The organism is Paenibacillus qinlingensis, from assembly GCF_013204845.1.
In the GTDB taxonomy this organism is placed as follows: domain Bacteria; phylum Bacillota; class Bacilli; order Paenibacillales; family NBRC-103111; genus Paenibacillus_E; species Paenibacillus_E qinlingensis.
The window spans coordinates 53131-65458 of the sequence record NZ_JABMKY010000004.1; the positions used below are offsets into that span (position 1 = coordinate 53131).

General features: G+C 45.8%; 12 protein-coding genes and 1 pseudogene. 7 read left to right on the forward strand and 6 right to left on the reverse strand.

The window, feature by feature from the left end; translation table 11 throughout:
• Positions 1–48: 48 nt before the first annotated feature.
• The 3 genes and pseudogenes from HQN88_RS38605 to HQN88_RS09925 all read right to left on the reverse strand — a co-directional run.
• Positions 49–837 (reverse strand): annotated as a pseudogene (locus tag HQN88_RS38605) (1,4-alpha-glucan branching protein domain-containing protein); the annotation flags it as partial.
• Entirely contained in the window at positions 834–1400 is a 567-nt protein-coding gene (locus tag HQN88_RS09920) for a DUF4912 domain-containing protein (protein ID WP_173110594.1), read from the reverse strand. The pseudogene HQN88_RS38605 and the gene HQN88_RS09920, both read right to left, overlap by 4 nt.
• Positions 1401–1575: 175 nt before the next feature.
• A complete protein-coding gene (locus HQN88_RS09925; protein WP_056609144.1) occupies positions 1576–1788 on the reverse strand; it encodes a KTSC domain-containing protein in 213 nt (70 codons plus the stop codon).
• Positions 1789–1981: 193 nt separating this feature from the next.
• Here HQN88_RS09925 and HQN88_RS09930 point away from each other — a divergent pair, with 193 nt between their 5' ends.
• Positions 1982–2404 carry a hypothetical protein gene (locus tag HQN88_RS09930; protein ID WP_068666390.1) on the forward strand — a complete coding sequence of 141 codons (423 nt, stop codon included), beginning with the start codon at positions 1982–1984 and terminating at the stop codon, positions 2402–2404.
• Between the two features lie 81 nt (positions 2405–2485).
• On the opposite strand, the gene HQN88_RS09935 is transcribed toward HQN88_RS09930, so the two are convergent.
• Positions 2486–3259: a LytR/AlgR family response regulator transcription factor gene (locus HQN88_RS09935; protein WP_173110596.1), complete on the reverse strand. Its 774-nt coding sequence runs from the start codon at positions 3257–3259 to the stop codon at positions 2486–2488.
• Between the two features lie 578 nt (positions 3260–3837).
• Here HQN88_RS09935 and HQN88_RS09940 point away from each other — a divergent pair.
• The gene (locus tag HQN88_RS09940) at positions 3838–4077 is read left to right on the forward strand and encodes a hypothetical protein (protein WP_173110598.1); all 240 of its coding nucleotides are present in this window, start codon (positions 3838–3840) and stop codon (positions 4075–4077) included.
• Here the strand turns inward: HQN88_RS09940 and HQN88_RS09945 are convergent.
• Positions 4048–4689, reverse strand: coding sequence for a helix-turn-helix domain-containing protein (locus HQN88_RS09945; protein ID WP_173110600.1), 642 nt, complete (start codon positions 4687–4689; stop codon positions 4048–4050). The genes HQN88_RS09940 and HQN88_RS09945 overlap by 30 nt on opposite strands.
• 253 nt (positions 4690–4942) lie before the next feature.
• Here HQN88_RS09945 and sigI point away from each other — a divergent pair, with 253 nt between their 5' ends.
• The 4 genes from sigI (at position 4943) to HQN88_RS09965 (ending at position 10265) form a co-directional block, all read left to right on the forward strand.
• Entirely contained in the window at positions 4943–5731 is a 789-nt protein-coding gene (sigI, locus tag HQN88_RS09950; RefSeq protein WP_173110603.1) for an RNA polymerase sigma factor SigI, read from the forward strand.
• A gap of 19 nt (positions 5732–5750) precedes the next feature.
• Positions 5751–7148, forward strand: a complete 1398-nt coding sequence (locus HQN88_RS09955) for an anti-sigma-I factor RsgI family protein (protein ID WP_173110605.1) — start codon at positions 5751–5753, stop codon at positions 7146–7148.
• Between the two features lie 187 nt (positions 7149–7335).
• Complete coding sequence (locus HQN88_RS09960; protein WP_173110607.1) at positions 7336–8349, forward strand: aldo/keto reductase; 1014 nt, start codon at positions 7336–7338, stop codon at positions 8347–8349.
• A gap of 407 nt (positions 8350–8756) precedes the next feature.
• Positions 8757–10265, forward strand: a complete 1509-nt coding sequence (locus tag HQN88_RS09965; RefSeq protein WP_173110610.1) for a leucyl aminopeptidase — start codon at positions 8757–8759, stop codon at positions 10263–10265.
• A 101-nt stretch (positions 10266–10366) separates the two neighbouring features.
• Here HQN88_RS09965 and HQN88_RS09970 read toward each other — a convergent pair whose 3' ends face one another.
• The gene (locus HQN88_RS09970; RefSeq protein WP_173110612.1) at positions 10367–10921 is read right to left on the reverse strand and encodes a hypothetical protein; all 555 of its coding nucleotides are present in this window, start codon (positions 10919–10921) and stop codon (positions 10367–10369) included.
• A gap of 128 nt (positions 10922–11049) precedes the next feature.
• Here HQN88_RS09970 and HQN88_RS09975 point away from each other — a divergent pair, with 128 nt between their 5' ends.
• Complete coding sequence (locus HQN88_RS09975) at positions 11050–12327, forward strand: MFS transporter (RefSeq protein ID WP_173110614.1); 1278 nt, start codon at positions 11050–11052, stop codon at positions 12325–12327.
• The last annotated feature ends 1 nt before the right edge of the window (position 12328 follow it).

A 12328-nucleotide genomic window follows, 5' to 3' on the forward strand; every position in this document is an offset into this window, starting at 1 on the left:
GCCGAGGTCATGCCCGATATCGCAATAATATTCGCGATAGTCGGGGTCGCCGGGGTACCCAACCTCGGCGCTCCAGACATGAGCTCCGGCCTCGGGATCCCGGGCGAAAGCACAAGCGCCGCCTGGCGTGCGCAGCGGCAGACCTGCAATGTCCGTGTCAGAAGCGCCATCGCGGCGGGCTAAGGTGTGCGCATGGGTATCTACGATGAAGTAACGTAGATCTAACGCTTGCAGGTGTGGCTCAAGCGCAGGCGAATAGCCGCACTCTGGCAGCCAGATGCCTGCAGGCGCGACTCCGAAATGCCGGCGAAATTCCTGGACCGCCGACTCGAGCTGCGCGCGCAGCGTGCCATCGTTCTTTACCAGAGGTAAAAACGCATGTGTTGCTGCGCAAGTAATTAATTCTAAGCAGCCTGTGGAGCTGAGGCTGCGGAACTTGGCAATGAGATCGCCATGGAGGCGATCGTATAAGAGGCTGAGCCGGTGATACCGATCCGCGTACAGCTTAGCTAGCGGGCCGAAGGCTTCATCACCCCACAGACGAATGACTTCACGCTGCCCCAACTCACAAAGCGAGGAGAGGTGCTTGCGAAGTCGCAGATGCATGCGGGAATCTTCTAGCATGGCAAGCAGGGGCGGAGACAACGACAGCGTAAGGCGGAACGGCACTTTATCTTCCATAAGCTTTTCCATCATGTCAATGAGAGGCAGATACGTATCGACAACCGCTTCGAAAAACCAGCGCTCTTCTAATGTAATTTCAGATGCATTGTGGCGAACATAAGGGATATGGGCATGCAAGAGCAAAGCAACATAGCCTTGTACGTTAGTGCTCAATCAGTATCGCCTCCAGATTCCATATCTACAAGGTAAGTGTTCTTCGGGACATACACCGAATAGGCCGAGAAATACGAATGTTCATCGGGCGTTACTTGCGGTAACAGAAGAGACTTTGGCTGGTAAATGAAAGGATGAACAGTTTCGACTGGATGATGATCGCTAAGCAGGCTTATCGCTGGGATTTGAATGATATTGGAATGCAGAAGCGGAAGGAAATATCCTTGCTCATTCCGGATACCAAGTCTTGCGCAATACGATTGGCCGGAGGCTAACCCGCTGAGAAAGCAGGAGTCACCAGGAGGGAGCAAAAGCTCTAAGACCCGATCTGCGGGTTGCTGTAGCTTGCTGAAAGACGTGCTGGGAGATGGATCGACTACTTCGTGAAACCGTAGTGTAGGAGTTAAAGAGCGCCAGTCCTTCTCGAAATACGCTTGAAGGAGCATCTGCTTACTACATGAAAGCTGCCAATAAATAAACTGGACGGTAGGAGATTGTGCCAGTAAATAAAGTGTATCGTGATCAAGGGCAAAGGGGCGTGCTTGAGTAGAGATCAGACTCACCTTTTCTGCTTGCTTATGTTGTAAGAAGGAACAAATGTGTTAATCCTATGTTTTATTGTAGCATATGCGCCATATAAACCAAAAATCTCCACCCCATAAGAAAGGGGGGAGATTGCTTGTTTACCACTTACGGTTGCTCATCATGATTGGCCGAGGGTAAAGGTAATCTTGTGACTTACTTGGTAGAAATGTTTTCTTCCATGTACCTACTCTCCGTAAGTCTCATGAGAGAATCATATCGGTTCGCCGACGTGAAAATCAAGAGATACTCATCTTGTTTTACATTGGTGTAGGAGGCTCTGAATCCGGTATGATATTGAACTGTCATGCTGGAGGATTGATCGTCATACTGCACAAAGGCTATCTGTCTGGAAACACTCGGAATCATGTTCACGCCGCTCTCCCCTTCATCTTAAGAATTCGGAAAACACGTAATGGATCGATCATTACTATAATTATGCTTATTCAAACACATTTAGAATGATTTGACATAAGCTAGCTCTCTTATGAAAAAGGAATTTCACACATTTGTAACGAATATATTAAAGAAATCCGGGTTCGACGATTAGGAGGGAATTCCCATGAGTTTTTGCTGTGGAGCCAGTATGATTGGAACAAAAGGTACTTTGAAGCACATTCGTACACAAATTCACAATGTGCCCATCCTCTTCTGCCCGGTATGTCACCATATTGAGGTTCACTATTTGGTGGAGAACGAATATGAAATTCTCGCCGAATATGCCCATGGAGATGGCGCTGCTGAAGTCGATTTTATTGAATACGTAGATGGCAAAGATCATCTGTTACACGACAATTGTGTAAATCACGAAGGTGAGGAACCGCTCGATATTGTTCGCTGTCAAATTGATATGGCGTTAGATCTGCTAGGATTCGCCAAAACGATTGAGGATCAGGAATGGGAAGAGCAACTAATGAAGCGACTAAAAATGCTTAGCGCACGCCGCGACAAGCTGAAAAATAAAAAGACCTCTAAGAATTCTTAGAGGTGGGTCTGGAAAACCTCCCGTTAATTTTCTGGTTTTTGCTAATTTCGAAGCAAATGACAGAGAATAGCTGGAGGTTTTTTATTTGACTTCCTGCAGCAGCTTTGCAAATTCCTTTTGCAAATCACGGCTAAGGGGAATCTTAACGGAGGTGTGCCTCAAATGAATGACAAATCTCCGAGAAGTGGGGAACCCGCTTTCTTTCACGAACGAAACAACATGCCGCAGATTCACTAGATAGCCCTTGAAGGGACTGAACATATGGGGCGTGCTTTGAGCTAGAATGTCCGATAAATTCGAACTGGATTCCATTTGAGCACCGTTCACCAGATGAATTCTGGAGAGTCGCTTGTCTTCCTTTTCCACAAAGAGAATGGCATCTTCGGAGATAGGGAGCTGCGATTTTTGATTTTTAACGGTAATCCACGTTGCTGAACCAGGTTGTGGTTCTTCAGTGATTCGGCTTCGCTCCAATTGAATTTCTGCAATCGTTTTGCGAATGGCAGCTTGAAATTTCGGCAGCAAAACAGGTTTGGAAAGAAAGTAGACAGAATCAAGCTCATGAAAGGCGGTCAAGATATGTTCGGTATTCGTGGTTCCACTAACCATAACTACCTTCATTTGGTACCCTGAAAGGCGTAAGGCTTTCACAACGCTGATACCATCCATTTTACCTTCAAGCCCAATGTCCATGAGAAGTATATCAGGTTGCAGCTTATCGTAATCCCGTAGAAATTGTTCCCCGTCCGACACAATCGAAATGACCTGTAATCCACATTGCTGACAATAGTTTTCAAGTAATTGACCTACCCAGTAGTTATCTTCTACGATGGCGACTGTAAAGCCATGCTTCATGTACGGATCTCACTCCAATCCTCTCTAGACAAATGCTGAACTTTTGTCATCTTATACGCTATAACAGCCAACTTAGTCCACATTGAAGGCAAAAGTACGAATATCTTGTATACTTTTAATTGTAATCATAAAAATTGTCAAGTTGCTTATCGCATGATTTTGTCGCTTAGAAATGAGGGAAAGCGCAATTGTTCACATGGGTAAAATTGATACTAGCCATCATTCATTTTGTTCCCATGCTCTTATTCTCCTTGTTGCTATTTCGGATTCGAATAAAGCCATATTGGAAACAAATATCGCTCGCCGTGCTAGTAGGCTCACTGCTCTCATTAATTAATAATTCGCCTTTAATATCGGTTTGCATCATAAGTATCTTACTTATGTGTGTATGGAAATATCGGTTTGTACCTGCTTTACTTATAGCACTTTCGGGATACATTATGCCAGTTCTCATATCTACGACAGTCATAGTTTGCATCAGTTTAACCCAAGACGAAGTTTATAACGTGTTTAAAAATGATCTTACCCTTTTTTGTGTGACGCGATTCTTTATTTTGCTGGGGGTAATCGCATTTCTGATGACGTTACATAAGCGGAGATTAGGATTTACCTTTCTTTCGCATTATACGAGAATCCCGTTCAATCGAGAAAATGTCGGGGCTTATTTATACATGATCGTTGTTATTATTGGCATGATCTACCGTCATTCTCTAAGTGATAATGTATTCAGTGTCGTGATGCCTATTCAGCTATTGAGTATGGCAACGATTCTCTTCATCTATGTTATGCTAAGTAAAGAACTTGGCTTTCAACGATGAGGGACAGGGATTACCCATTGGATCCAAAGCGTGTCCATTATTAAATGCAACATAATCAAGAATAGTTTGATGATACTTCTTCTGTGGTATTGCTGCGGCAATGATGAAGGGTGCATTTTCATATGTATCAAAATAAAGTTTGCCTTCTGATGAGGCATACTTTTTTATTTTGTTTAGATTTACGAAAAGATGCATATCCATTTTCACAAAATGATGCTCTGTTAATGTTTCAATAAAATGCGTGAAGGCCACGAGAGATTCGACTTGTTCTTCCCGCATGCCGTCCTCTGAGTAGTAGATAATCGATTGGATACCGAATTCAACATACCAGATTGTATCCAGATTGGCTTGCCCTGGCTTCGACCATGTGGAAGTTTCCTCTAAATATCCTGCCTTTTTAAGTAAATCCGTATACGGGTATTGATAAGCTTGTGCCAACTTTCTCAAGGTTTCAGGAGAAGGTTTAATGACATCATTGGTCGTTCGATTACGACCCAGTTCCAAATCTCTAATATATGCATGAGATAGGCCGCTCTTATTAGCTGCTTTACGCAATGAAGCTTTGCCTCGTAACGTTTCAAGAAATTTACCGAAGTTATTGCTTGCTTCCATATGAGACACCTCCCCTGTCGTACCACCTCTATTCAACATTGCTCATCTGAGAGGGCATCGTGATAGAGGTTTTCTTAATATTATAAAGGATAGATAAAGCAATTGAAACCGTAATCAAGGGTTTATTTGCCAGTAGGTGCTCATTTAGAGATCTATGTTATAATGAATCAGCAAATTATTTATATATTTCATCCTACGTACCCCCCGAATTGTTATATATAAGGACGAAACTACTATACTGTGAGGTGGAAAGGTGCTACTGGTACTATTCAAAAAGTTTCTGGGAAAGAATGAGTCCCATGGAAAAAATGAACCGCAAGCCTCTTCACTCGAGGTAACTATACATCAGATTCAAGAGGGAGACCTACGACTAAGGAATCAATTTATTGCAGATTATCAGCCCTATATTGCGAAAGTAACGAGCAGGTTTTGCAAGAGATTCATTGATCCAGCAAGAGATGATGAATTTAGCATTGCCTTAGCAGCTTTTAATGAAGCTATTAATCAATACTCTTCGGTTATGGGAAGATCATTTCTTGGTTTCGCAGAGACAGTTATTAGGCGAAGGCTCATTGATTTTATTCGTAAAGAGCAACGCTTCAAAGGGCAAATCCCTTATAGCTCGTTTGATCAAGAAGATGATGAAGATAACTTAATGAATCCAATTGAGGTTCATCAAGCCATCGAAGCCTATGAGAAGCAGAAGGGTTTAGAAGAAAGGCGAAGTGAAATTATTGATTTTAATCGCTGCTTAAGTGATTTTGACATTAATTTCTCGGAATTAACGGATGCCTCCCCCAAGCATGACGACTCAAGGCAGATGCTGTTCGGTATCGGCCGCACACTTGCACAGGATTCAGAGCTTATGCGCACTCTGTTGACGAAACGACAGCTGCCAATTAAAGAGCTGCTCGAGCAAGTTCAAGTATCTAGAAAGACCTTGGAACGAAATCGTAAGTACATCATTGCCATTGCACTTATTTTTAACGGTCCATATCCATATTTACGGGATTACTTACATATTCGTGATGAAGAAAGTTGAATGAAAGGAAGAACAGCGCATGAACAAGGGGATCGTAATGGAATTAAGCGAGGGCTCCATTATTGTAATGAATTCAGAGGGGCGTTTTGATAAGTTACCAAGGGGGACGCGCAGCTGTGAGTTAGGTGAAGAGATTCTCTACTCACCCGTGAAGCGTCGGTTACAAGTACCGCAAATGGCGGTCGTTTCAGCATTAGCTGCTGCGATTGTTGTATGTTTCGTTCTGGTCTCAACCTTGTCTGGCGGCGTGCCAGGCAATAGCGTTGTTGCGTACGTAACGATTGATATTAATCCAAGTGTTGAGATTGGTATCGATAATAATGAGATTGTTCGTGACCTGCATGGACTGAATACCGACGGTGAGGATTTAATTCAAGCTTTAGTTTTTGAAGGTAAATCCTTAGAGGTTGTAACGTCTGATATTCTCGATAAAGCCGAACAAGGGGCATTGGCCAAAGGCGAAGGAGATATTATCATTTCCTCAACGGTTGTAGGAGCCAAAACAACGGTCAGCGACGAAGCCATTGCGACGAAGCTGAAAGCTCAGGTCAATAAACATATCGAAGACAGTCATCCAGATCAAGTAAAGAATTATGAAGTGCAAGCCTTCGCTGCGCCACAAGAAGTAAGGCAGGAAGCGAAAGCAAGTGGTGTATCCGCAGGTAAATATGCGATCTATCTCAATGCCATTGATAATGGTGCGAAAGTATCGCTGGATGACATCAAAACGACTTCCATTCATCAACTTGCGAAGGACAACGGTGGTATTCAAACATTTGTTAAACCGGATAAGCCGATTGATAAGTCTTCTTTGCAAAGATTACTTGCTGATGAGAAGTCAGGAAAGCTCAGTGAACGAGCAGGGCAAACTTCCGTTGCCAAATCCGGTGCAGGTAATTCACCTAATAAAGATGATAAAGACAGTAAAAATAACAACGGCAAGGGTAACAACGCAGGGAGTAATACCCCAGGCAAAGTGACTAAGAAACCGACGCCGACACCAACATCGAAGAATGATAGAGACAAGAATGACAATAACGGTAGAAATAATAACAACGATAATAATAACAATGGTAAGAACAACGGTAATGACAAGAACAACGGAAACGATAAGAACAATAACGATAATAAAGATGATCACAAACCAACCCCAAAGCCGGGTCGCAAGGATGATGACGACGATGGGAAGAAACCAACGGTAACGAAGAAACCTACAGCTACACCACAGGCAACGCCAACACCAAAAGCAACATCAACACCAAAGGCAACATCGACACCTAAGGTAACTGCGAAGCCTACAGTGAAACCAACAAGTTCAAGTAAACCCACGATAAACCCAAAATTCCCAGGTATTAATTGGGACTGGGGAAACAATGACCGGGACGACAATGGTAATCAAAATGAGGGAAGACGTTAAAGAAAGAGCACCTGAGGCATTTGTCTCAGGTGTTTTTGCATGTAAGCAACCTAGTGAACAGCATGGAAAGTAGAACTGACTTGTATTACAATATTGAAGTGAAGAAGGAAAGCTCTTGCGGGAGAGCATGAGGAAGAAGAGCAAGTTAATCTGGTAGTGAACCAGCAAACCTGAGGGGGAATAGGGCTTGAAATATTCAACATTTGGGAAGTCAGGTTATAAAGTGTCGTCATTAGGGTTTGGCGCCATGAATTTGCCTAGCGTACCCTTGGAACAAGCGAGAGAAGCGCTTAATTATGCTTTGGATCATGGCATTAATTACATAGATACTGCGGCAGCTTATAGGAATAGTGAAGAAATTATCGGAGAGTGTATCTCGCATCGAAGACAGGAATATTTCCTGGCAACGAAAACGGGGGCACGCGATTACGCTACTGCGAAAGCGGAAATTGAGCGAAGCTTGGTACGCATGAAGACCGATCATGTTGATTTATTACAAATTCACTATGTGAATAATGTAACGGAATACAAGAAAGCGATGGAAGTCGGTGGAGCCTACGAGGCTGCGTTAGAAGCTCAGCGAGAGGGTAAAGTGCGTTTTATCGGCATTTCGGGACATCGTCCAGATCTACTTGTTAAATGGATCGCGAATGAGCAATTCTCGCAAATATTATTTCATCTTAACTTGGCACAGCCTTTCGCCTTGGATGAGCTAATTCCCAAAGCGGCAGAGATGGACTTGATGCGGGTAGCGATGAAACCCTTGTCAGGTGGATTCATTCAACCCGTGGATCGGGCAATCCGCTATCCGTATAGCCAAGATGTGCATGTGACGATTTCTGGGATGGTCAGCGTTAAGGAAGTACAAGAGAATTTGGACGCGCAACAAAGGGAAGTAGGCCCAGAGGAGCGCCGTGAGCTAGAACAGCTTGCACTTGAATTAGGTGAGCACGATTGCAGACGGTGTAATTATTGCTCTTGTCCTTTGGAAATACCGATCCCTGACGTGATGATCGCGAGTAAGTTCAGGGAGAAATTCGGCTTGTTGCCGAAGGGGGATGGATTTTTCAAGCGGCATCAGGAAAAAATAACAAGCTGTGCAGACCATGATCCTTGTAAAGTGGTCCCACTATGTGAAGCGAAGTGTCCGTACCAACTTCCGATGTCGTCGGTGGTGCAGAAGGCTGCTTCGTTTTATTAGGGGAGAGGCTGCCAAAAAAGTAGGGACCGTTACTGTATGATGGGTTCGTGCACGGACAGGCGGGTCCAGTTAGTTGGTCAGTTTAGACGAATAACTGGAAAAAATACATCTAATTTTGACTAAAAACAGAGGTTTAGAGGAATAGATGGATTTTATGTAGTTAATATGGCTAGATTGGCTTGGAATCAGCAGATAGGCGGAGAATAACTGGAGGTTTTCCAGTTAAATGGAATTTTCGGCGTGAAGGGAAGAAATTAACTGGAGTTTTTCCAGTTAGTTGGTGGGGCAATCGGAGAGGGAAGCAAGACAGGGAAGCAATACAGGAAATAGGTATCGCCTTGAGTGACGAATAGTGGGAAGACCACAAGTAAGAATTGAAATACGGACGAGGGTAGGGATCATTTCCTATGTTTACAAAAATAACGAATGTTACAACAGAGGTTTACACCTCGTTGCTAGATAACACAATAGGGGCAGACGCGATTCTCGTCTGCCTCACGGAAGCGGAGCTGCGCCAGGACGGCGTCCTCGGCCAGCCGCAGCTCGACCAGGCCCTTGAGCGCTTGCGCGCAAAGGGCCTATTCACGGGCGCCTCAGGCGAGCTCGAGGCGCTGCCGACCCACGGGCTGCTGCCGTACGCGTACGTGCTGATTGCGGGGCTCGGCCCCGCAATCACGCGCGATACGCTGCGCGCAGCCGCGGTCTTTGCAGCGCGCAAGATGCTCGCGCTGCAGTTCGAACGCTTGGCGCTGAAGCTGCCAAGCGGGTTCGACACCCGGTCAGCCGCCTCGGCGCTGACCGAAGGGCTGCTCCTCGGTACGTACCGCATCGCGGCGTACCGCAAGAACGAGCCTGCGCGCGCAGAGCTGCGCCAGGCGGTGTTGCTCACAGAAGCGGCTGCGGATGCAGCGCTTCTGAAGCAAGCGATCGCAGCCGCTGAGGCGGTTGCGGAGGGCACGAACTATGCCCGGGATCTCACGAACCTCCCGGGCAACAAGCTTGTGCCGGCTTCCCTCGCAGAGGAATCCATCAAACTCGCCCAGCACTATGGCTTCGCCATAGAAGTGCTGGATGAGCACGAAATCGCCGCCCGCGGGATGGGCGGCCTCACGGCGGTGGGCGCGGGCAGCGTCCACCCGCCCCGCATGATCACCCTGCGTTACACGGGTGATCCGGGCAATGCCGACGTGCTGGGCCTCGTCGGCAAGGGCGTGACCTTCGATACCGGCGGTATCTCGATGAAAAAGCCCGACGGCATGGAAGAAATGATCAGTGATATGGGCGGAGCCGCCACTCTGCTCGGTGCTCTGCACGTCGTCGGTCAATTGAAGCCGAAGGTGAATCTGGTTGTGGTTATTCCCGCAGCGGAGAATATGACGTCAGGTACGGCATACCGTCCTGGTGACATCGTCACGATGCTCAGCGGGCATTCCGTGGAGGTGCTGAATACCGACGCGGAGGGTCGTATTATTTTGGCAGAGGGAATCACCTACGCGAAAGCGCAAGGGGCGAACCGCCTGATCGACGTAGCGACATTAACGGGCGCAATTTTGATCTCGTTTGCTGATATCGCAACAGGGGCTGTTACGAATGACGATGAATTCATAAAGCCATTTCTGCAAGCAGCAGGGGCTGCTGGTGAGAAAGTATGGCAGCTTCCGAACTATCCAGAATACCGTGCGATGTTGAAAAGTGACGTAGCGGATATCAAAAACGCGACCTCCTCTGACCGTTGGGCAGGCGCAATTACAGCGGGGCTGTTCATTGGATACTTCGCGGAAGAAACGCCGTGGATCCATCTGGATACCGGTGGCACAGCTTGGCTATGGTCGGCCAAAGGCATCGAGCCCAAAGGGGCAACCGGTGTTATGGTTCGTACGTTAGCGGCGTATTTGTGCGGGGAGCTCCTCACTTAATCTTTTCAAAAAAAATCACCCACGCTTGAAACCTCTCTGACCTACTTGTTATGTGTAGGCAGAGATCTCAAGCGTTGGGTGATTTTTATATTATGCGGCTATTAGGCCCCAACCTGTTGGCCCACTGAGGCGGCTTGTTTAAAGTTGGTTTGCAGCAATTCTTCAATATCCGAAGTACGAATAATTAGGCGATTTACTTCATTGGTTGTATAAGAGAGCTGTTCAGTGCGCTGCTCGAGCTGGGATAAGGAAATGCCGATCCAGTGTTTCTTGCGACGATGCTTGAACAGATCGTATTTGAGTACGGTAAGCGTTGCCGCAAATGGATCTGGCTTGACATACACATCTTTCATGTTATCTGCCAAATTGAAGAAAAGCTTGCCGCCATTCCATTTGACATAACCTGGTTCAAAAAGAATCACGAGAAAATCAGTATCTCCGCCGTCCTTGTTTTCCATCGAAATAAGGCGTACAGCGCCATTCCCTTTGGGCTTAATATATTGATTCACGCGGATATCAGGTAAAAAAGGCACGACAAGAATCGGGCAAACACTAGCGATATACAAATAAGTAGTTGACTCAAATTTCATAGAGAGTACAATGAAAATCAAAAAGAGCAACAATGTTGCCAGCAAACCCCAATATTTAGGTTTCATAAGTTTACGATGATCCCGCCTGACATGATAGATTAGGTAGTCTCTCCTATTTTAACATATGCAACCCATAGGTTGTAAACTATTAGATCCTGCAACCTTGCTAGACAGACAAAAGGAGTTTTATGCCTATGAAACTATTTGATCCAAACGCGCGCAAACCGAAGAAAAAAATGTCCACCTACCGTAAAAGTTTGCTCGTCGCGACATTTGAGGGCTTTCCTGCTGTTATTATTTTTCAACTGCTTGGCGGACCGTTCCTAACCGGTTACTTGATTTACTTGGGCGCAAGCTCCACCGAGATAGGACTTATTCTAGCGATCACGACAGTCGTGAATATCGTGCAAATTGCGATGGCGGTCGTCATGCAGAAATTCCGAAATCGGAAGCGCATGTTGATTATTTTTGGATCTACCCATCGTGTATTATGGGCTTGTGTAGGTTTAATTCCTTTTGTCTTACCGCAAGAGTATTGGGTGGTCACTTATATGATTCTGTACACTGCTGCGCATCTAGGGAATGCGGCTGGGGGAATTGTGTGGACCTCACTGATTAGTGATGCGGTACCTGGACCGATACGTGGACGTTATTTTGGACTACGCAATACGATTCTGGGTGGCGTGAGCTCGCTGGCGCTATTCGTGGGCGGTCAGATTCTCGATAAGTATCCAGGAGAGACGGGTTTCAATTACATTTTCATGATCGTAAGTGTCTGTGTGGTTCTTAACGTAATTGCTTACTTTTTATACCCGAATCCGCCTTTCGAGCCTTCAACAGCATCCAACCCAGTGGGTATGCTCCAGAAGCCATTAATGGATCGTGCATTTCTTAAAGCGATTATTTTTCTAGCTGCCTTCCTCTTCGTACAAGGATTGACCGTGCCTCTTTTCTCCTACGTCATGCTGAAGTTGATGAACATTTCCTATGGAACTGTTTCCTATATTACAGTGGTACATACCTTAGTCATGATGGCTAGCTATTATGTTTGGGGAAATTTGAATGCTCGATTCTCGGCGCAAACTTTGCTATTATGGTCGTTACCGATCATTGCGTTAGCTTGTTTACTATGGGGAGCTATCGCCTTCATTCCAGCTGTTGTCGTGCTGTTCTTGGTTCATATCGTGCTCGGCATTGGCTTGGGAGGCTTCAATCAAATGGTTTTTGCTTTTACAATTGGGGATACGCCAAAGAGTGAGCGTCCGATGTATATTGCCACCTACTCGGCGATTACAGGCTTTGCGGCTTTCTTGGGACCTGTTGCAGGCGGGAAGATTTACGCACTAATTGTGGATCAACCTGAGTGGGTGCAGGTGTATGGCGTATCCACGATAGTTGGCGCTATCTTGCTCATACTTGGCTTGTGGGTAGGACGTTATGTATTACGAACAGAGATAAGGAGTGGCGTTTAGC

Coding starts and splice junctions, on each gene's coding strand:
- HQN88_RS09930 (WP_068666390.1), top strand. CDS start 1,982: ATGAGTTTTTGCTGTGGAGCCAGTATGATTGGAACAAAAGGTACTTTG.
- HQN88_RS09925 (WP_056609144.1), bottom strand. CDS start 1,788: ATGATTCCGAGTGTTTCCAGACAGATAGCCTTTGTGCAGTATGACGAT.
- HQN88_RS09970 (WP_173110612.1), bottom strand. CDS start 10,921: ATGAAACCTAAATATTGGGGTTTGCTGGCAACATTGTTGCTCTTTTTG.
- HQN88_RS09940 (WP_173110598.1), top strand. CDS start 3,838: ATGACGTTACATAAGCGGAGATTAGGATTTACCTTTCTTTCGCATTAT.
- HQN88_RS09955 (WP_173110605.1), top strand. CDS start 5,751: ATGAACAAGGGGATCGTAATGGAATTAAGCGAGGGCTCCATTATTGTA.
- HQN88_RS09965 (WP_173110610.1), top strand. CDS start 8,757: ATGTTTACAAAAATAACGAATGTTACAACAGAGGTTTACACCTCGTTG.
- HQN88_RS09975 (WP_173110614.1), top strand. CDS start 11,050: ATGAAACTATTTGATCCAAACGCGCGCAAACCGAAGAAAAAAATGTCC.
- HQN88_RS09945 (WP_173110600.1), bottom strand. CDS start 4,689: ATGGAAGCAAGCAATAACTTCGGTAAATTTCTTGAAACGTTACGAGGC.
- HQN88_RS09935 (WP_173110596.1), bottom strand. CDS start 3,259: ATGAAGCATGGCTTTACAGTCGCCATCGTAGAAGATAACTACTGGGTA.